The 19,137-nt window shown below is 61.4% G+C and carries 15 protein-coding genes and 1 pseudogene; 10 read left to right on the top strand and 6 right to left on the bottom strand.

Translation table 11 applies throughout. From position 1 onward, the window contains the following. Positions 1 to 145 precede the first annotated feature (145 nt). Positions 146 to 1,297 (bottom strand): annotated as a pseudogene (locus IEX53_RS04605) (alpha-D-ribose 1-methylphosphonate 5-triphosphate diphosphatase); the annotation flags it as partial. A 45-nt stretch (positions 1,298 to 1,342) separates the two neighbouring features. Then, a complete protein-coding gene (locus IEX53_RS04600; protein WP_188821936.1) occupies positions 1,343 to 2,065 on the bottom strand; it encodes a DUF1045 domain-containing protein in 723 nt (240 codons plus the stop codon). A gap of 99 nt (positions 2,066 to 2,164) precedes the next feature. Between IEX53_RS04600 and IEX53_RS04595 the strand changes: the two genes are divergently transcribed. Beyond that, the gene (locus IEX53_RS04595) at positions 2,165 to 3,082 is read left to right on the top strand and encodes a sugar kinase (RefSeq protein WP_188821934.1); all 918 of its coding nucleotides are present in this window, start codon (positions 2,165 to 2,167) and stop codon (positions 3,080 to 3,082) included. A 460-nt stretch (positions 3,083 to 3,542) separates the two neighbouring features. Then, positions 3,543 to 4,019 carry a hypothetical protein gene (locus IEX53_RS04590; protein WP_188821932.1) on the top strand — a complete coding sequence of 159 codons (477 nt, stop codon included), beginning with the start codon at positions 3,543 to 3,545 and terminating at the stop codon, positions 4,017 to 4,019. Between the two features lie 37 nt (positions 4,020 to 4,056). Here the strand turns inward: IEX53_RS04590 and IEX53_RS04585 are convergent, their stop codons facing one another. The 4 genes from IEX53_RS04585 to IEX53_RS04570 all read right to left on the bottom strand — a co-directional run bounded on the left by IEX53_RS04585 (position 4,057) and on the right by IEX53_RS04570 (position 9,702). Next, positions 4,057 to 5,073, bottom strand: coding sequence for an aldose epimerase family protein (locus IEX53_RS04585; protein WP_188821930.1), 1,017 nt, complete (start codon positions 5,071 to 5,073; stop codon positions 4,057 to 4,059). A 91-nt stretch (positions 5,074 to 5,164) separates the two neighbouring features. Continuing rightward, positions 5,165 to 6,622, bottom strand: coding sequence for an NAD-dependent succinate-semialdehyde dehydrogenase (locus IEX53_RS04580; protein ID WP_188821928.1), 1,458 nt, complete (start codon positions 6,620 to 6,622; stop codon positions 5,165 to 5,167). Positions 6,623 to 6,871: 249 nt separating this feature from the next. Continuing rightward, positions 6,872 to 8,650 carry a glycoside hydrolase family 3 protein gene (locus IEX53_RS04575; protein ID WP_188821926.1) on the bottom strand — a complete coding sequence of 593 codons (1,779 nt, stop codon included), beginning with the start codon at positions 8,648 to 8,650 and terminating at the stop codon, positions 6,872 to 6,874. Positions 8,651 to 8,745: 95 nt separating this feature from the next. Then, positions 8,746 to 9,702 carry an AEC family transporter gene (locus IEX53_RS04570; protein ID WP_188821924.1) on the bottom strand — a complete coding sequence of 319 codons (957 nt, stop codon included), beginning with the start codon at positions 9,700 to 9,702 and terminating at the stop codon, positions 8,746 to 8,748. Between the two features lie 208 nt (positions 9,703 to 9,910). Here IEX53_RS04570 and IEX53_RS04565 point away from each other — a divergent pair, with 208 nt between their 5' ends. The 8 genes from IEX53_RS04565 (at position 9,911) to IEX53_RS04530 (ending at position 18,954) form a co-directional block, all read left to right on the top strand. Beyond that, the gene (locus IEX53_RS04565; RefSeq protein WP_188821922.1) at positions 9,911 to 10,192 is read left to right on the top strand and encodes an acyl carrier protein; all 282 of its coding nucleotides are present in this window, start codon (positions 9,911 to 9,913) and stop codon (positions 10,190 to 10,192) included. Positions 10,193 to 10,263: 71 nt separating this feature from the next. Further along, positions 10,264 to 11,445 carry a beta-ketoacyl-ACP synthase gene (locus IEX53_RS04560; RefSeq protein WP_188821920.1) on the top strand — a complete coding sequence of 394 codons (1,182 nt, stop codon included), beginning with the start codon at positions 10,264 to 10,266 and terminating at the stop codon, positions 11,443 to 11,445. Positions 11,446 to 11,457: 12 nt separating this feature from the next. Next, positions 11,458 to 12,738, top strand: a complete 1,281-nt coding sequence (locus IEX53_RS04555) for a beta-ketoacyl-ACP synthase (protein ID WP_188821918.1) — start codon at positions 11,458 to 11,460, stop codon at positions 12,736 to 12,738. Positions 12,739 to 13,012: 274 nt separating this feature from the next. Then, the gene (locus IEX53_RS04550; RefSeq protein WP_188821917.1) at positions 13,013 to 14,041 is read left to right on the top strand and encodes a zinc-binding dehydrogenase; all 1,029 of its coding nucleotides are present in this window, start codon (positions 13,013 to 13,015) and stop codon (positions 14,039 to 14,041) included. A 221-nt stretch (positions 14,042 to 14,262) separates the two neighbouring features. Then, a complete protein-coding gene (locus tag IEX53_RS04545) occupies positions 14,263 to 15,186 on the top strand; it encodes a lipid A biosynthesis lauroyl acyltransferase (protein ID WP_188821915.1) in 924 nt (307 codons plus the stop codon). A 264-nt stretch (positions 15,187 to 15,450) separates the two neighbouring features. Beyond that, a complete protein-coding gene (locus IEX53_RS04540) occupies positions 15,451 to 16,938 on the top strand; it encodes an ABC transporter substrate-binding protein (RefSeq protein ID WP_188821912.1) in 1,488 nt (495 codons plus the stop codon). A 274-nt stretch (positions 16,939 to 17,212) separates the two neighbouring features. After that, the gene (locus tag IEX53_RS04535) at positions 17,213 to 18,160 is read left to right on the top strand and encodes an ABC transporter permease (protein WP_188821910.1); all 948 of its coding nucleotides are present in this window, start codon (positions 17,213 to 17,215) and stop codon (positions 18,158 to 18,160) included. After that, positions 18,157 to 18,954: an ABC transporter permease gene (locus IEX53_RS04530; protein ID WP_188821908.1), complete on the top strand. Its 798-nt coding sequence runs from the start codon at positions 18,157 to 18,159 to the stop codon at positions 18,952 to 18,954. The genes IEX53_RS04535 and IEX53_RS04530 overlap by 4 nt, the downstream gene beginning before the upstream one ends. Positions 18,955 to 19,137 lie beyond the last annotated feature (183 nt).

Genomic DNA, 19,137 nt, shown 5'->3' with positions numbered 1-19,137 from the left:
CGCGCCACACCGTGCGGACGACCGGCACATGGTCCATGGCCTTATCTGCCCCGCCCTTAAGCTCCCTGCGGTCGCTGGCGGGTCCCCCTGCCCCGCCCTTAAGCTCCCTGCGGTCGCTGGCGAGGGCCCCTGCTGCCCCGCCCTTAAGCTCCCTGCGGTCGCTGGCGGGGGCCCCTGCTGCCCCGCCCTTAAGCTCCCTGCGGTCGCTGGCGGGGGCCCTCACCCGCACCAGATCGGCGCGCTTGCCCACCGCGATCTCGCCGCGATCATCCAGCCCCACGGCCTCCGCCGGGTTCTTCGAGACAAGCCGCATGGCCTGTGGCAGCGTGATGCCGTCCACCACATCACCAAGGAAAAATGCCGCCTGCATCAGGCTGAACGGAATGTAGTCGGACGAAAGAATGTCGAGGTAGCCCCTCTCCGCCAGTTCGCGGGCGGAAACATTGCCGGAATGCGAGCCGCCGCGCACCACATTGGGCGCGCCCATCAGCACCGCCAGCCCCGCCCCCTTCGAGGCGCTGGCGGCGCTTACCGTGGTCGGGAACTCCGCCACGCGAATGCCCTGCTCCGCCGCCTCCTCCACATGGGCTACGGTCGCGTCGTCATGGCTGGCAAGCACGATGCCGCGTTGATGGCAGGCTTCGGAGATCGCCTTGCGGTTCGCCGCCGAGTTGCGCATCGAATCGGCCATGCGCCTTTCGCAATATTGCCGGAACTCCTCCTCCGAGGCTTTCATCTTGCGCATGTAATAGACGCGGTAGGCCTCCGGGTCGGCGAACTGCCGCTGCCCGGGCGCATGGTCCATCAGCGACGCCATGCGCACCCGCTCATTATCCTTAAGCAGCGAGAAGGCATCGAGGCAGTCGGGTGCCGAAACCTCGCAGCGCAGATGCAGGAAATGGTCGGCGCGCAGCCGCTTTGCCTCGATGCTGTCCAGAATCGCCCCTGCCAGCACGCGCATGTCCTCGACGCCCACCTCCGCCTCCGCATCGAGGCCGACACGCAGCGCGTCGAACACCGTGGTGATACCGGAAGCTGATATCTGCGCGTCATGCGCCTGCACCGCGGCGACGGGGTTCCAGCGCACCTTCGGGCGCGGCGCGTAATGCCCCTCCAGATGGTCGGTGTGGAGCTCGACGAGGCCCGGCGTGAGGAAATCGCCCTCCATATCCTCGCCGGCGGCAATGTTTCCTTCGGAAATGTCGGCAATCCGTCCGTCACGGATCAGGACGGAGCCCGCCAATACCTCGTCGCCGAGGATGATGCGGGCATTTTTCAGTATGAATTCGTGAGACATATCATGCACTTTTCTTTCAGGCGCTCGGTCGAGCGCAAACCCTTGTCAGGCACTCTTCTTGGGCCGCCCTGCTCCGGTCAGCGGCATGGCCAGCGGATGCAGGGAATGAACCTCGAACGGCGCGCCGGGTTCCGCCTCCACGAACAGCGCCAGATGGTTCACCTCCACCGGCTCGCTCAGCACCGGCTCGAAAAACGTATCCAGCATTCGCGCGACGCGAAGTCTATCCTTCTCCGCGACACGCCCCGTCAATGTCATGTGGAAACGGAAGTCATCGAACACATAAGGATAACCCCACCTGTCGAGATTGCTCAACTGGGAAATACTTAAACTTTCAGGTTTGCGCTTGGTGCGCTCCTTTTCAGTCATCGGCGCGCGGAAGCGGTCGAAGGCGACGACGATATCGTTCGCGAGCTGGTCGAGCTCCGGCACCGCTTCCTCGGGCGTAAGCGCGAAGAAGTCCCCAAGCGCCGTGACATGGAGCCGGGGAATGGTGACGGGCGCGACCGACGAGGCGAAGTGCATCAGCGCAGAGAGAAGATCGCGCTCGGTAACAGTCTCGTGAAGCCGGAAAGGCGCCTTCAGCGTGCTGTGGAAACCGTAGCGGCGCGGCTCTTCCGTAAGTTGCCAAACCTCCTCCGGCTCGAAGGAGCGGATTGCCGGTGCCTTGACGGCTTCGCCGCTGAATGCATTGCGGCCAAGCCAGTTGGCGGCCACTTTCGTCAGCGGATCCCCGGCCGGCGGGGTGAAATAGATCGCATAGCGCATGGTCGAATCCTTGTTCCCCTTTTTGTTACATGCCGAATATGACATGCCAACAAAATCCCGTATAAGCCCCATTGTTTGGGTAGACGCGGAGGACAGACAGTGGGCGGATTTGCATCCATCGGCGAGTGCATGATCGAGCTTTCGGGCGCGGCGGGCGATATGTGGCGCATGGGCTTTGCCGGCGATACGTTCAACACAACATGGTATGTCCGCGCGCTATCGGCCTCCGACTACCCGGTCGATTATGTCAGCGCTTTCGGCGATGATCCTTTCTCGGTCAAACAGCGCAATTTCTTTGCCGAAAACGGCATTGGAACCGCCCGCAGCCCGATCATACCGGGTGCCCGCCCCGGCCTTTATGCGATCACGCTCGACGGTGCGGAGCGCTCCTTTACCTACTGGCGAGCCGACGCCGCCGCGCGCAAGCTCGCGAACGATGATCAAACGCTGGCAGCCAGCCTGAATGGCCGCGACATCGTCTATTTCTCCGGCATTACCCTCGCCATCCTCGCCCCGGCGGATCGCGAAACACTGTTCGGCGCCATTGCAAAAGCGCGCGGCAATGGCAGCCGCATCGCCTTCGACCCGAATTACCGCGCCCGGCTGTGGGATGATATCGAAACCGCCCGCACCGTCATCGGCGAGGCCATGCGGCTCACCGACATAGCCCTCCCCACCTTTCCGGATGAGAAGGATCTGTTCGGAGACGCCTCGCCCGAGGCGACGGCCCGGCGCATAGCAGGCCTGGGCGTCAAGGAAATCGTGGTGAAGGACGGCACCAGCCCGGCCCTGCTGCTGACCGAGGCCGGTGAAGAACGGATACCCGCCGTGACGGCCAAGGCGGTGGATACGACCGGCGCGGGCGATAGTTTCAACGGCGCTTACCTCACCGCGCGGCTGCGCGACTTTGCGCCCACCGAAGCCGCCAAACGCGCCCATGCGGTGGCAGCGCGTGTCGTGGAATTCCATGGCGCGCTGGCGCCGATGGAAGAGGCGCGGGAGGCGTTTGAGGCTTAGAGCCCTCGTTTGATGGAAACGATGATATTTCCTGGGACCCTTCATCCTCGTGGTTCGAGGCGAATTCCGCTGCGCTTCATTCGCACCTCACCATGCGGATGAAGGGTACTGGCGCTCCGGTAGCCCTCATCTTGTGGTGCTCGTGCCCTAAGCTTGTCGAAGGGGGAACGAGCCGCGAACGGATAACGATGTCTCGTTTGGAGAATATTCATCATAAAATCCACAATCTCAACGGGTATAATAAACGCGCTTGCATCTGAAAGTTGATATCGATAATGTAAGCTCGATAATGTTAGAGTGTGTCTACCAAAAGCGGGGACCGGTTCTGAGCAAGACATGCTTAAAAAACAAAAGCCTAAAGCGCGCTGCATGGATGCATTAAACGTAACGCGCCTAAGTATACGCCCGATGGTTGAAACGCCGATATTCTTGGGTTTTATAAATATTCAGGGAGGCCAACATGGCTAACAGTAATACCGAAAATTCTTCCGAAGAAAATAGACCGCCTCTTGCTCCGCAAGATGGCACCCGAGCCACCAACTTGCCAAGAGTGAGTATTTTATATCAAACCGGCGGCATTATCGATACTAATTCGCTTAAGTCGGGAGAGGGGCTTGCGGTCAGTCTGCCCTATCTGGTAAATTATCGCGGCCAGCCAGTTACCTTTCTGTTCTATATGAACGGCTATGTAAGAGGCACGTCCGAAAGAAGAGCGGATGGCCCCCCAAACCCGGATTATATCATCAACACCACGCTCGCCAGTTCGATAGTAAAAACCGAAGCCAGATTACCTCGAGAATATGCCGAAGGTTTTGCCGCAATCGCAACAAAAGTTCCCCCCTACTTGCATTCCTATGTCGATTATTTCATTGGCAGTATTCCGGGAGCTTACATCTACGGTCCTTATCCGACAGCTTCCGTCTTGACAAATACCTGATGCAAGACCTCGCGCGCGGGGACCACGACCGGCGCGCTTATTCTTTGCTGAACCGATACTGCGTCGTCTGCGAATAAACCTCGCCCGGCCTCAGCACCGCCTGCGGGAAGTACGGGAAGCTCGGCGAATCCGGCCATATCTGCGGCTCGAAGCATAGCCCGGCGTAATTCTCATACGGTTTGCCGGTCAGCCCCACCGCAGGCCGCGCCACGGTGTTGCCCGCATAGAACTGCACCCCCGGCTCGGTAGTCGACACATCGAGGCGGATGCCCGATTTCGCGCCCTTCGCCGCCGCGCACCACCTGAGCGGGCCGCGCGCTGCTGCCAGGCAGAAATTATTGTCATAGACCACCTGCGCGCCGTCCCGCTCCCTCCGCACGGCACGGAACTGACGGAAATCATAGTCCGTGCCCTCGACAGGCAACACGCGTCCATCAGGCATCAGCGCTTCGTTGGCAGGCAGATAGGCCTCAGCCCCTATCATTACCTGATGATCCAGAATATCCGCCTCGCCGCCATCGTCGAGGTTGAAATAGCTGTGGTGGATCAGATTGCAGATCGTCGGCTTGTCGGTCACCGCCTCGAGCCGCACCACCAGCGTCCCCTCGGGGCTCAGCATATAGGTGCAGTGGACGTTGAGATTGCCGGGAAAGCCCATCTCGCCGTCTGCGGCGCGGATCGCGAGGGTGACGAAATCCCGCCCCTCGCCCGTCACCCGCCAGACGCGCTTGCCGAGGCCCTTGCGCCCGCCATGCAGATTGTGCTGGCCGAGGAAATTGCGGTCCACCTCGTAAGTCTGGTCGTCGATGGTGAATGTGCCGTTGCGGATGCGGTTGGCCGAGCGCCCTGCAATCGCCCCCATATGCGGAGAATGCGCCGGATAGTCGGCGAAGTCCTCATAGCCAAGCACCAGCGACGGCTCATGGCCCTCCAGCCGCAAATCCTGAACCGCCGCGCCATAGGTAAGCACCTTCGCGGTCAATCCCCCGCCGGTAAGGGTGATGCGATGCACCACCTCGCCATCCGGCGTCTCTCCGAAAATCTCTGATGTCACGATGAGAAAATCCTTTGCAGTGAGATAGTGAGTAGTGAACTGTGAGATAGATGAAGCCTGCTACTTACTATCTCACTATTCCCTATCTCACTTACATCCCCAGCCCGCCAATGCAGACATATTTGGTGTCGAGATAGTCCTCGATGCCCTGATGCCCGCCTTCGCGGCCAAGGCCCGATTCCTTCACGCCGCCGAACGGTGCCTCGACTGTCGTGATGACCCCTTCGTTGACGCCGACCATCCCGTATTTCAGCCCCTCCAGCACCCGGAAGGCGCGGCCGAGATCCTGCGTATAGAAGAAGCTGGCAAGACCATATTCGGTGCTGTTGGCGAGGCCGATCGCCTCCTGCTCGGTCTCGAACTTATAGACCGGCGCGACCGGGCCGAAGATTTCTTCTTTCGAAAAGCGCATATCCTGCTTGGCGTCGGCAATCACTGTCGGCTCGAAATAGGTATGTCCAAGGTCAGACCGCTTGCCGCCGGTCACGATCCGCGCGCCCTTGGCCTTGGCATCCTCGATCAACTCCTCCACTTTCTCGACCGCAACTTCATTGATGAGCGGCCCCTGCTGCGTATCCTTGTCCATGCCGTTGCCAAGCTTCAGCTTTTTGCTCGCAAGCGCGAGCTTTTCGACGAAGGCATCGTAAACCCCGGCCTGCACATAGAAGCGGTTGGTGCAGACGCAGGTCTGGCCGGAATTACGGTATTTCGCCACCATCGCGCCTTCCACCGCCTTGTCGAGATCGGCGTCGTCAAAGACAAGGAACGGCGCGTTGCCGCCCAGTTCCATCGACACTTTCTTGACCGTATCGGCGGCTTGGCGGAGAAGCAGTTTGCCCACTCTGGTGGAGCCGGTGAAGGTGATCTTGCGCACCAGCGGACTGCGCGTCATCTCGCCGCCGATCTCGGACGCGACGCCGGTGAGGATATTGACGACGCCCTTGGGAATGCCCGCCTCCTCGCACAGCACACCCCAGGCAAGCCCGGAATAAGGCGTGTATTCCGCCGGCTTGGTCACGATCGTGCAGCCGGAAGCCAGCGCCGGCGCGATCTTGCGCGCCAGCATCGAGGATGGGAAATTCCACGGCGTAATGGCCGCCACCACGCCCACCGGCGCTTTCGTCACCATGATGCGGCGGTCGGACCAGGGCGATGGGATCGTTTCGCCATAAACCCGCCGCGCTTCTTCCGCGTACCACAGCACATAGGCCGCCGAAGCGCCGACTTCCGCCTTCGCCTCGGCCAGCGGCTTGCCCTGCTCCAGCGTGAGGAGTTCTGCGAGCGCATCCTGATTCTCGATAATCAATGCATGCAGCTTGCGCATCAGCTTCGCCCGCTCGCTGGCGGACGTCTTTTTCCAGCTTTCAAAGGCTGCAGCCGCCGCTTCGATGGCGCGTGCCGTCTCGCCCTTGCCCGATTTCGGCACGGTGCCGATCTTCAGGCCGGTCGCCGGGTTGATAACGTCGATGGTTTCGCCGGAATCCGCCTCCACCCATTCACCGTTGATCAGATTGGCCTGTTTCATGAAATGGCTGGTCTTCTGAAGCATTGCACTTCTCCTTGCGACTTACTTCGAGTCAGGGTGAAACCTCGGAGCGATTCCGGGGATTGTCAAGAAAGGGCCTCGACATAAGAAAAGAGCGGCGCTCACATTCATTTGAAGTGAGAACCGCTCTGATAATTTGTGCTGTATTCAGGATTGTCCAGCCTTTGGGGCGGGATTTTTAGAGCATTTCATGTTTTGATGGAATCGCGAGGCGCCCCCTCTGCCAGCGTTTCTATCAAAAAGTGAAACGCCCTAATAAGTCAGGCCGTAACCCAGATAATAGGGAGCGGCGATGACGCCCTCATTGAGGTTATTGTCATAGCGCCAATAGAGCGGAACGGGCAGTTTGCCCACCGGCTTCAGCTTGCCGATCAGGATTTCCCCCAGTGATTTCATCGATGGGCCGTTCCAGCCGCCATCATCGTAACCCCAGCGGGCATAGGTCAAAAGGCAATTTCTGATCTCATAGTACCAGATGATGTCGTAGGGCGCGAGCAGCGAGACATGCACGACCTTCTTGTTCAACTCATTTTGGGCGCGGAGCATCAGCGCTTTTACCCAACCGATGTCTGCTTCATCCGGGTTCAGACCTTTCGACATCGTGCCCATGACGAATACATCACACCAATTGATATTGGCATTGAGCTCGTTGTCGGTGATGGTATTCCACTTGGCATATTTCACCTGGTATCCGTACGTGTTTAGCGGCTGGGCGATCCCCTCTCCCTGCTCGTGATATGGCGTGTAAATGAAGAACTTCGTCTGGTTGGACCGGAACGGAAGCTCGCCCGTGGCATTGCGCAGGAGCGTGACCGACTTGTCCGCGATCTCCTTTTCGATCCCGGACGGGTCCGCATCGGTCACGGCCGTCTCCACGCCGCCTACGGAGGCGCTGCTGCCGCTGGCAAGGCCGAAGGCGGCTTTGAGGCGGAGAATCCGCTCCACCGATGCGTCGATGTCGGCCTCGCGGAGCGCGCCGCCCCTGACCTTGTCGACCACGGTTTTGATGAACTGGGGGAGACGCGCCATATCCTCTTTTTTGTAGATCCCAATCGGCATCAGCGAAATGTCGACGCCTGCGGCGAACACCCTGTAGATGGCGTCCTCCTCGGTGAAGTAGTTGGTAATCGCGCCCATGTTGAGCGCGTCGGAAACCGTCACGCCGCGGAAACCCAGCTGATTGCGCAAAAGCTCTGTCTGGATGTCACGTGACATGGTAGCCGGGGTGATGATCATCTCGCCGGTCTTGCTCGCCTGGATCGTGCTTTTATCGAGGGCCGGATACTGGATATGCGCCGTCAGCACGAGATCCGGGGCGATACCCTTGTCAATCGCCGCCTTGTAAGGGGCGATATCAATGGTAAAGGCATCTTGCTTATCGCGCGTGATGAGCGGCAGCGTCGTATGCGAATCCGCCCACGCTCCCCCATGCCCCGGAAAATGCTTGTAGGTGGTCATCACCTTTTCGCTGCGTATGCCGGCCGTCAACTGCTCGGCGAGATTTGTTACCGATTCCCAGTTCGCGCCGAATGAGCGCACTTCGATGACCGGGTTATGCGCATTGGTATTGACGTCCACCACAGGGGCGAAAGCCATGTTGATCTGCAGCGACTTCAAGTCCTGCGCCATCCGCTTGCCCTGTTGGTAGGCGAGGCTGGGGCTCGCCCCGCCATAAACCGCCGCGCCAAGCGCCATATTGCCCGAGAAGGACGGATAATAGTGGCGCGGAAGCCGGAACACGTCCCCGCCCTCCTCGTCCGTACCGAGGAAAAGCCGGGTTCCCGTCGGCTTCGTCTGGATCGAAGCAAGCCAGGACGTCAAAGTCTTGCTCTGGGTAGGATCCTTCAGGTTCATCTGGAACAGGATCACCCCACCGATATTGTTGTTGACGAGCAGGGACTGGATATCGCTGTTCGGAGCCGTCAGCTTCTCGCCGTTCCAATACATGAAATCCAGCATGATCTTCTGGCCGATTTTCTCCTCGAGAGTCATCGAGGCGACGATGCGCTTGATATCGTCTGTCGTATTCATGGTCATTCCTCCGTTAGGGCGTCAGGCCGCGGGAGGCAATATAGTCTTCACAACCTTAAAGTGATATTTACGCAGAATATCAATTTATAATTGCATCAACCAAAAATGTGCTCTGCAATTGAAATCCACAGGCCGAGCGTCAGCGCCGAAACGCCTGTCGCGATCACCATGGAAGTGGAGGCGAGCGCCTGCCCCGTTCCGAACCGCGTGGCAATGAGGTAGGAGTTGATCCCCGAGGGAAGCGCGGCGGCGGTGACGGCGATCTTCGCGGTCAGCGGTGGCAGTTGCAGCATATAGGCAACCGCCAGCACGATGGCGGGCATCAGCATGAGCTTCAGTGTCGCGACGAGGCAGGCGGCGCGGACATTGCCGGAAATGCCGAATTTCTTCAGCCCCATGCCCATGGCGAAGAGCGCCAGCGGACCTGCGACGCCCGCCAGCATGTCAATAAGCTTCGCGCCGAATTCCGGCATGGCGAGGCCCGTCAAGCGCCACGCCCAGCCCGCGAGTATGCCGACCACCAGCGGATTGCGCAGCAGGCTCTTGAAAAATGTCGTGACCGTCGCCGCAAGGCTCGTCTCGCCCTGCGCCACCCCGTCGCGCCGCGTGGCCCATTCGTTGAGCGCGATGGAGGCGGCCATCATTGATGGCATGTGGATGGAGATAATGAGCGAGATGGTCGTCACCCCGTCATGCCCGAACACGCCCAGCATCAGCGGCAGGCCGAGATAGACGAGATTGGAGAATGCGCCCGAGACGCCCGCCACCACGCCCGCCCGCCGGTCGCGCCCGAAGAGCGAGCGGACGGCCCCATGCGACACCAGCCACGTTCCCACCACGCCGGAGAAATAGGCGACCCACAATGCCCATGGGGCGCTGCCGTGAAAATCCGCCGTGCTTGTGGTGCGGAAGAGAAGGAGCGGCGTGGAAATGACGAAAACGAATTCCGAAAGCCCGTCCCCCGCCGCCTCGGAAAGCACGCGGAACCGCGCCGCCGCATAGCCGATAAAAATGATGGCGAAGATGATGAATATCGTGCCGGCGAGTCCCATATCCCCGCAATAGAATTTGGCCGGGCCGGATGCAACGGGAAACGAGGGGGAATTTTAGCAAACGCTTTACTCATCGCGCATAGGGTGCGATGCGCGAAGCCCCCTATCGCCTTTCACATCTTTCCCTCAGCCAAGAAAAACGCTAGACACGCGCCGATTGATTACAAAAGACGCCTCTGAAGGGCTTGAGCCAAAAGGATTTGCTATAGTGTCCTCCACCTTCGACAAAGTCGCCGACATCATTTCCGAAACCAGCGAGATCGATCGCGACACGATCACGCCGGAAAGCCATACGATCGATGATCTCGGCATCGACAGCCTCGACTTCCTCGACATCGTCTTCGCCATCGACAAGGCGTTCGGCATCAAGATCCCGCTCGAGAAGTGGACGCAGGAAGTCAACGAAGGCAAGGTTCCGACCGAGGAATATTTCGTCCTCAAGAATCTCTGCGCCAAGATCGATGAGTTGGTCGCCGCCAAGAAGGCCTGACCGGAGCTTGGTCCCGAAAAGTTGCAGACTTTTCGGATAAGATCATGCGACCACTAAAAAGCTCGGGAAACATGCAGAATAACAGAGTCCTCATCACCGGCATCGGCATCGTCTCCTCTCTGGGCGAAGGCCCCGATGCCCACTGGAACGCGCTCACCGGCAAGCCGGAGCCGAAGCTCGATGCCACGCGCTTCGCGCCCTACACCGTGCATCCGCTGGGCGAGGTGGACTGGAACCTGCAGATCCCCAAGCGCAGCGACCAGCGCCAGATGGAAACCTGGCAGCGGCTGGGAACCTATGCGGCGGGCCTCGCGCTCCAGGATGCGGGCATCAAGGACGATGAGGCGCTCTGCGCGACCATGGACATGGTTGTGGCAGCCGGCGGCGGCGAGCGCGACGTCGCCGTCGATACGCTGATCCTCGCCGAGGGCCGCACCAGCAACGACCGCGACGTGATGCTGAACCAGAGGCTCTCCACCGAGCTTCGCCCGACGCTGTTTCTGGCGCAATTGTCCAATCTGGCCGCAGGCAACATCTCCATCGTCCATAAGGTGACGGGTTCGTCCCGCACCTTCATGGGTGAGGAAGCCTCCGGCATTTCCGCTATCGAGACCGCCGCCGCCCGCATCCGCTCCGGCCAGAGCACCCATATGCTGGTAGGCAGTTCCTATAATGCGGAACATTGGAACATGCTGCTGGGCCACGAGCTTGGCGGATACTTGAAATCCGATGGCTGGTCCCCGCTCTGGCAGCGCCAGGGGAGCATGGGCGGCGGGCTCGTCTCGGGATCGGGCGGCGTGTTTCTCGTGTTGGAAAGTGCCGGACATGCCGGCAAGCGCGGCGCGCGCGCCTATGCCGAAATCGAGCAAATTGCCTGCGGGCAGATTCGCCGCGGTCGCGACGACCTGGCTGGGGCCATTGGCGAGATGCTGAAAAAGGTGGCGGGTGGCAGCGAAGCTCCCTTCATCGTTTCCGGCGCATCCGGCGCGCATGAACCGACATCAGCGGAAAAGGCGGCGCTCGACGCCCTCCCCGGCGCCGCCATTCGCGGCATTTCCGGCATCACCGGCCATTTGCGCGAGGCGCAGTTCCCGCTCGCGGTTGCGCTGGCTGCGCTCAGCATTTCCAAAGGCGAGGCCTTCGGCCCGCTGGAGACGAGCGAAAAGCCGCTGGACCAGCCCCTGACCGCCGCCATCGCCACCACCATCGGCGTTACCCGCGCCGAGGGTGCGGCTCGTCTTGTGAAAGCTTGAGGGAGAAAGCAGATGGCGAAATATACCGATCATCTTGGCCGTCCGATCGTTGCCGTAACCGGCATCGGCATTGTCTCCTCGCTCGGGCAGGGCAAGGCAGACAATTGGGCGGCGCTCACCGGCGGGCGCTCCGGCATCCACGAGATCACCCGCTTCCCCACCGAGGGCCTCAACACCCGCATTGCCGGCACGGTCGATTTCCTGCCCGAGAGCAGCGCCGGCGCGGTGCCGCTCTCTGAAAAGCTCGCGGCGCTCGCCGCCGAGGAGGCCATTGCGCAGTCCGGCTTGTCCGTGGGCGATTTTGGCGGCCCCCTCTTCCTCGCCGCTCCGCCGGTCGAGCTCGACTGGAAAGACCGCTTCGCGCTCGACCTCGCCACGGTCGAGGATGGCGAGGCGAGCTATGAACGGATTCTCGCCGCTTGCCGCAAGAATCCGAACCGGGATTTCTTCAACTCCACCCAGTTCGGCTATATTGCCGAGCGCATCGCCGACAAATTCGGCACACGCGGCCTGCCGATCACGCTTTCGACCGCCTGCGCCTCCGGCGCGACGGCCATCCAGCTGGGCGTCGAAGCGATCCGGCGCGGCGAGAGCGACCGCGTGCTCTCCATCGGCACGGACGGCTCGGTTTCCGCCGAGGCGCTGATCCGCTTCTCCCTTCTTTCCGCCCTCTCCACGCAGAACGACCCGGCGCACAAGTCGGCAAAACCCTTCTCCAAGGACCGCGACGGCTTCGTCATGGCCGAGGGCGCGGGTGCGCTGGTGATGGAATCGCTCGAAAGCGCCCTCGCCCGCGGTGCGGATATCCTCGGCTTCCTCACCGGCTGCGGCGAGAAGGCCGACGATTTCCACCGCACCCGTTCCAAGCCCGACGGCTCACCCGCCATTGGGGCGGTGCGGGCGGCGCTCGCCGATGCGGGCCTCACCACCGACGAGATCGACTACATCAACGCCCATGGCACCTCGACGCCCGAAAACGACAAGATGGAATATCTGGCGCTTTCCACCGTCTTCGCCGACCGCATCGGCTCGATCCCCACATCGTCGAACAAATCGATGATCGGCCACACCCTGACGGCGGCAGGCGCGATCGAGGCAGCCTTCTCGCTCCTCACCATCCAGACCGGCACGCTGCCGCCAACCATCAACTATGACCATCCCGACCCGACGATCCTGCTCGACGTGGTGCCGAATGTGAAGCGCGAGCAGCAGGTTTCGACCGTGCTCTCCAGCTCCTTCGGCTTCGGCGGCCAGAACACCTGCCTTGTCATGGGCTCGAAACCGGTCCTTTAGTATCTGTCAGAACTCAACTGAAACGCTGTTAAGAAAAGTGCATAGTCCTGCCGTCATCCTCGGGCTTGTCCCGAGGATCTGCCATAAGGAAAAAGATAAGCGATTACCGTACTGACGAATTAAACCACGGCAGATTCTCGGGACAAGCCCGAGAATGACGGCGAAAGAGGCACTGTTTCAAGCTAGTCCTGACAAACTCTAGGGGCAATAAGGGAATGGCTGAATAGGGAAAACCAACATGCCCCCTACTCCCTTCTCAAATGAAGAAAGACTCATGCGCGCATTACAACTCATCGAAGACCGCCGTCTGGAACTGACCGATATCGCCCCGCCCCCCGCCCCCGGCATTGGCGAGGTGACGGTGCGCATCAAGGCGGTGGCGCTCAATCATATCGATGTCTGGGGCTGGCGCGGCATGGCTTTCGCCAAGCGCAAGATGCCGCTGGTGATCGGCGCGGAAGCCTCCGGCGTGGTGGAATCCATCGGTCCCAACGTGGCGGGCATCCGTCCCGGCCAGCTGGTGTCGATCTACGGCGCGCAGACCTGCGGCCTCTGCCGCCCCTGCCGCGAAGGCCGCGACAATCTCTGCGAGCACGTCTCCGGCGTCCACGGCTTCCATCTCGACGGCTTCGCGCAGGAGAAGGTCAATCTCCCCGCCCGCCTGCTCGTCCCCGCCCCTCCCGGCGTCGATGAGATCGGCGCGGCGGTTGCGCCCGTAACCTTCGGCACGGTCGAACACATGCTGTTCGACAATGCCAAGCTGGAGCCCGGCGAAACGATCCTCATCCAGGCCGGCGGCTCCGGCATCGGCACGGCGGCGATCCAGCTTGCCAAGAAGATGGGCTGCACGGTCATCACCACGGTCGGCTCCGACGACAAGATCGAGAAGGCCAAGGCGCTCGGCGCGGATCACGTCATCAACTATCGCGAGGACCGCTTCGAAGGCGTCGTTCGCAAGCTGACGAAGAAGAAGGGCGTCGACGTGGTATTCGAGCATGTCGGCGCGGACACCTGGGCCGGCTCCATGCTGAGCCTTAAACGCGGCGGCCGCCTCGTCACCTGCGGCTCGACCTCGGGCGTCTCCACCAATATGAACCTGATGATGCTCTTCCAGCAGCAGCTGAAACTGCTCGGCTCCTTCGGCTGCCGCATGGAAAACATGGCAGACGCCATGCAAAAAATGGCGCGCGGCATTGTGCATCCGGTAATCGATACGGTCGTCGGCTTCGACGACATCGACACGGCGCTGAAGCGCATGGAAGGCCGGGATGTGTTCGGCAAGATTATTTTGCGTGTGGATTGAGTGGGGCTTTTCGGTTTGCGTCAAGCGTTGAACACCCCCCTCTGCCCTGCCGGGCATCTCCCCCACAAGGGGGGAGATTGGCTGACATGGCCCGCTGCTCTCCCCTTGCGACGTTTGCGATTGGTGACGCGCGTTCATGAAGGCGTAATCTCCCCCCTTGTGGGGGAGATGCCCGGCAGGGCAGAGGGGGGTGAGCGCCAACGACAGAAAACGCGCACCCCATGCTAAAGCTCAAACTCATCCTCTGGCGCTACTGGCAGAAGCTGCGGCTTGCCAATTACTGGCTATGGGCGCAGGCGGTGTTTGCCGTGCTTGGCCTGCTGCGCCTTCTGCCCGCCCGCAGCGCCATCGAGTTCGCCGCCAGAACGGGCCGGCTGCTCGGCCCTTACGTGCCGCGCCATCGCGTGGCGGTCGAGAATCTGAAAAACGCCTATCCTGAAAAGACACCCGCCGAGATCGAGGCCATCGCCCGCGACATGTGGGACGGCATGGCGCGGCTTTTTGCCGAATATATCTTCCTCGACGCGGTTTTCGACTACGATCCCGACGCCACCGAGCCGGGCCTGATCGAAGTCCAGGGCCGGGAAATATTCGAGCGTCTGCGCGACGAGAAGAAGCCGCACATCTTTTTCACCGCCCACACCGGCAATTTCGAATTGCTGCCCGTCTGCGCCGCGACCTTCGGCCTCAACGTCACCGCCCTCTTCCGCCCGCCCAACAATCCCTTCATCGCGAAGAAGGTCTTGCAGGCGCGGCGCACCAATATGGGCCATCTGGTGCCATCAAAGGCGGGTGCCGCCTGGTCCCTCGCCCATGGGCTCGGCGATGGCGGCAATGTCGGCATGCTGGTGGATCAGAAATTCCGCCGCGGCGTGCCCTCCACCTTCTTTGGCCGTCCGGTGCGGACCAATCCGCTTCTCGCCAAGCTCGCCCGGCAGTTCGATTGCGACGTCTACCCCGCCCGCTGCATCCGGCTCCCCGGCGGACGCTACCGGCTTGAGCTTCACGAACGCATGGAACTGCCCCGCGACGAAAAGGGCCAGATCGACGTCGAAGCCACCGCGCAATTGCTGAACGATACGGTGGAAGGCTGGGTGCGCGAATATCCCGGCCAGTGGATGTGGTTCCACAAGCGCTGGGGATAGGCGCGAGGGTTGAGCCAATCTCCCCCCTCGTGTAAGGCTGCGCGCAATCCAGCGCGGTTCTTGTTGTGACGGAATAGCCAAGCGCCCTCGCCCTTCGAGGCTCCCCTTCGGCAGGCTCAGGGTCGCACCTCAGGATGAGGGCTACTGCAACGTTGCGGTCCCTTCACCCTCATGGTGAGGTGTGAGCGTAGCGAGCCTCGAACCACGAGGGTGAAGGGCGCACAGTTGGTTCCGTTTAAATATTCTATAGGGGGAGCAGCCATCATGATATCAGCAACCACCCGCAAATATGCGTTTCTCGCGCTGGCCGCGTTTCTCCTGTCGAGCGCAACCGCTGCCGCCCGCTCCGACCTGACGCTGGCTATGGTGCTGGAGCCGCCGCATCTCGACCCAACCGCGAGCGCCGCCGGGGCTATCGACGAAATCCTTTACGCCAATGTCTTCGAAGGGCTCACCCGCATTGGCCCGGATGGCGCGGTTGCGCCTGCGCTGGCCGAGAGCTGGGACATCTCGCCCGACCGGAAGACCTACACTTTCCATCTGCACCGGAATGTCAAATTCCATGACGGCACTGACTTCGACGCAGGCGATGTGAAATTCTCGCTCGACCGCGCCCGCGCGCCGGATTCCACAAATGCCCAAAAGGGCCTGTTCGCCGCCATCGACAAGGTAGAAGTCATAGACCCCGCTACCGTGAAGGTCACGCTTAGGGAGCCTTCCGGCGATTTCCTTTATAATATGGGCTGGGGCGATGCGGTGATCGTTGCCCCCGAGAGCGCCGCCACCAACAAGGAAAAGCCCATCGGCACCGGCCCGTTCAAGTTTGAGAATTGGGCCAAGGGATCGCAAATCACCCTCACCCGCAACGCGGATTACTGGGGCGCGAAACCCGCGCTCGACAAGGCGACCTTCCGCTTCATCCCCGACCCCGCCGCCGCAACTGCCGCCCTGCTGGCCGGTGACGTGCAGGCGTTCCCGTCCTTCCCCGCCCCGGAAGCCGTGCCGCAATTCGAAGCCGATCCGCGCTTCAAGGTGGAAATCGGCACCACCGAGGGCGAGATCATCATGGCTGAGAACAATGCCCGCCCGCCCCTCGACAACCCCATGGTACGCCAGGCCATCGCCCACGCCATCGACCGCAAGGCGGTGATCGACGGCGCGATGTTCGGCTTCGGCACGGCCATCGGCTCCTTCTTCCCGCCGCACCATCCGGCCTATGTCGACCTGACCGGCGAGCGGAAATACGATCCCGACCTGGCGAAGAAGCTTCTCGCCGAGGCCGGCTTTCCGGACGGTTTCAAGACGACGCTGAAACTCCCGCCCCCGGTCTATGCCCGGCGCGGCGGCGAGATTATCGCGGCGCAATTGCAGGTGGTCGGCATCGAGGCTGAGATCATCCCCATCGAATGGGCGCAATGGCTCGATCAGGTATTCAAGGGCAAGGATTACGACCTCACCATCATCTCCCACACCGAGCCGAACGACCTCAACATTTTCGCCCGCGACGATTACTACTTCAACTACCGCAGCCCGGCCTTCAAGGCGCTGATGACCGAGATTGCGGCGACCGAGGCGGGGCCGGAACGCAACGCGCTTTATGGAAAGGCGCAGAAGATTCTCGCGGATGACGCACCGGTGGCGTTCCTGATGCAGTTCCCGAAAATCGGCATATGGGACGCGAAGCTTGAGGGCATGTGGAAGAACTACCCCATCCCGGCGAATGATTTGACGGCGGTGAAGTGGGCGGAGTGAAGGGGAATAGGCTTAGTTCGTGGCGTGGCGATTGGGCCACCGTAGAGGAATGGATCCCAGTGACAAGCACTGGGATGACGGGGTTGGTACAGCGTTGTACGAAGAAAGACCGTCTTGCCGACGGGACTGTCGAACATTGCCTGCAACAGCCAATCTACCGTCATCCCAGTGCTTGTCACTGGGATCCATTCCTCTACCTCTCCACCACCACGACAGTCTTGAAAGGACATCTGAGCAGCTCCTTTAAAAGAGAAACGGCTGCAGGAGGCATCCCATGCTCCCCCACCTCCTGAAACGCCTCGCCATCTCCTTCGCCACCCTCGCCGTCGCCTCCGTCGTCGTCTTCGCCGTCCTGGAAATCCTCCCCGGCGACCCGGCGCGGCTGATGCTGGGGATCGGCGCGAGCGAGGATGCGGTGGCGGCGCTGCGTGAGCAGCTGGGGCTCAACCAGCCGCTCGTCCTGCGCTATCTCACCTGGGCCGGGCACATGCTCTCAGGCGATTTCGGCCGCTCCTACACCTACGCCGTGCCGGTCGGCCAGCTCATCGCCGAGCGCATCGCCGTATCGCTCCCCCTCGCCCTGATGGCGATCGCCCTCTCCACAGCCATCGCCATCCCGGTCGGCCTCTATGCCGCCAATCGCTATGGCCGCGCGTCGGATATGACGATCATGGGCGTCAGCCAGCTCGGCGTCGCCATCCCGAATTTCTGGTTCGCGCTGTTGCTCGTCTATGTTTTCGCCGTCAGCCTGCGCCTCGTGCCTGCAGGCGGTTTTCCAGGCTGGAGCGCTGGCATCGGCCCGGCCCTGAAGGCGCTGATCCTCCCGGCCATCGCCCTCGCCCTGCCGCAAGCGGCCATCCTCGCCCGCGTCACCCGCTCGGCCCTTATCGAAACTCTTTCGGAAGACTATATCCGCACCGCCCGCGCCAAGGGGCTGGGACAATGGGCCATCCTCTGCCGCCATGCCATGCCCAACGCCCTGATCCCGGTCCTGACAATCATGGGCCTGCAATTCTCCTTCCTGCTGGCGGGCACTATCATTATCGAGAACGTCTTCTACCTTCCCGGCCTTGGGCGGCTGATCTTCCAGGCCATCACCCAGCGCGACCTGATCGTCGTCGAGGGCGTCATCATGGTGCTGGTTGCCGCCATCATCCTCGTCAACCTGATCGTGGATCTCGCCTATGCACTGGCCGATCCGCGTCTGAGAGACAGAAGATGACCCGCTCCCTGCTCATCGGCCTCGCTATCACGGTTGCCATCGCCGCCATGGCGATAATCTCCCTGATATGGACGCCCTATGACCCGACGGCCATCGACATCGCCGCCAAGCTGCAAGGACCCTCAGCGGCTCATTGGCTTGGCACTGACCATTTCGGGCGCGACCTCCTCTCCATGATCATGGCGGGCAGCCGCAATTCCATCGCCGTGGCGTTAGTGGCTGTTGGCATCGGTGCCGGACTTGGCATCCCGCTCGGCCTTTTCGCGGCGGCGCGCGGCGGCTGGCTCGATGAAATGCTGATGCGCCTCAACGATCTTGTCTTCGCCTTCCCCGCCCTCATCACCGCCATCATGATTACCGCGATCTTCGGGCCCGGCGCATTCAACGCAATCCTAGCCATCGGCATCTTCAACATTCCGGTATTCGCCAGGGTGGCGCGCGGCGGCGCGTTGGCCGTAATGCAACGCGAGTTCATTCTCGCGGCGAAGGCGCTCGGCAAAAGCCTCGGCGGCATCACGCTTCACCACATCCTGCCCAACATCGCGAGCCTGCTGATCGTCCAGGCAACCATCCAGTTCGCGCTCGGCATCCTCGCCGAAGCCGGCCTCTCCTATCTGGGGCTGGGCGCACCGCCGCCGAACCCAAGCTGGGGCCGCATGCTGTTCGAAGCGCAAACCATGATCGGCATCGCGCCGCACATGGCGCTGTTTCCGGGCCTTGCCATTGTCGTGACGGTGCTGGGGCTCAATCTGCTGGGCGACGGGCTGAGGGATGCGCTGGACCCGAAAAAATGATGTGAGACGTCAGTGCCCTATGACACCCCCCTCTGTCCTGCCGGACATCTCCCCCACAAGGGGGGAGATTGGCTGTGAGTCCTGCTTTCGCCAATCAACGAACGTCGGCGATTGTATGCCGTCATCGATGAAGGCCAATCTCCCCCCTTGTGGGGGAGATGCCCGGCAGGGCAGAGGGGGGTT

Origin of the sequence: Paramesorhizobium endophyticum (genome assembly GCF_014640615.1) — a bacterium.
In the GTDB taxonomy this organism is placed as follows: Bacteria; Pseudomonadota; Alphaproteobacteria; order Rhizobiales; family Rhizobiaceae; genus Paramesorhizobium; species Paramesorhizobium endophyticum.
The sequence above is the reverse complement of the archived record's forward strand: the minus strand, read 5'-3'. Positions and strand labels throughout refer to the sequence as shown.

Coding starts and splice junctions, on each gene's coding strand:
- IEX53_RS04600 (WP_188821936.1), bottom strand. CDS start 2,065: ATGCGCTATGCGATCTATTTCACCCCGCCGGCCGGGGATCCGCTGACG.
- IEX53_RS04590 (WP_188821932.1), top strand. CDS start 3,543: ATGGCTAACAGTAATACCGAAAATTCTTCCGAAGAAAATAGACCGCCT.
- IEX53_RS04580 (WP_188821928.1), bottom strand. CDS start 6,622: ATGCTTCAGAAGACCAGCCATTTCATGAAACAGGCCAATCTGATCAAC.
- IEX53_RS04575 (WP_188821926.1), bottom strand. CDS start 8,650: ATGAATACGACAGACGATATCAAGCGCATCGTCGCCTCGATGACTCTC.
- IEX53_RS04570 (WP_188821924.1), bottom strand. CDS start 9,702: ATGGGACTCGCCGGCACGATATTCATCATCTTCGCCATCATTTTTATC.
- IEX53_RS04560 (WP_188821920.1), top strand. CDS start 10,264: ATGCAGAATAACAGAGTCCTCATCACCGGCATCGGCATCGTCTCCTCT.
- IEX53_RS04555 (WP_188821918.1), top strand. CDS start 11,458: ATGGCGAAATATACCGATCATCTTGGCCGTCCGATCGTTGCCGTAACC.
- IEX53_RS04550 (WP_188821917.1), top strand. CDS start 13,013: ATGCGCGCATTACAACTCATCGAAGACCGCCGTCTGGAACTGACCGAT.
- IEX53_RS04545 (WP_188821915.1), top strand. CDS start 14,263: ATGCTAAAGCTCAAACTCATCCTCTGGCGCTACTGGCAGAAGCTGCGG.
- IEX53_RS04540 (WP_188821912.1), top strand. CDS start 15,451: ATGATATCAGCAACCACCCGCAAATATGCGTTTCTCGCGCTGGCCGCG.
- IEX53_RS04535 (WP_188821910.1), top strand. CDS start 17,213: ATGCTCCCCCACCTCCTGAAACGCCTCGCCATCTCCTTCGCCACCCTC.
- IEX53_RS04530 (WP_188821908.1), top strand. CDS start 18,157: ATGACCCGCTCCCTGCTCATCGGCCTCGCTATCACGGTTGCCATCGCC.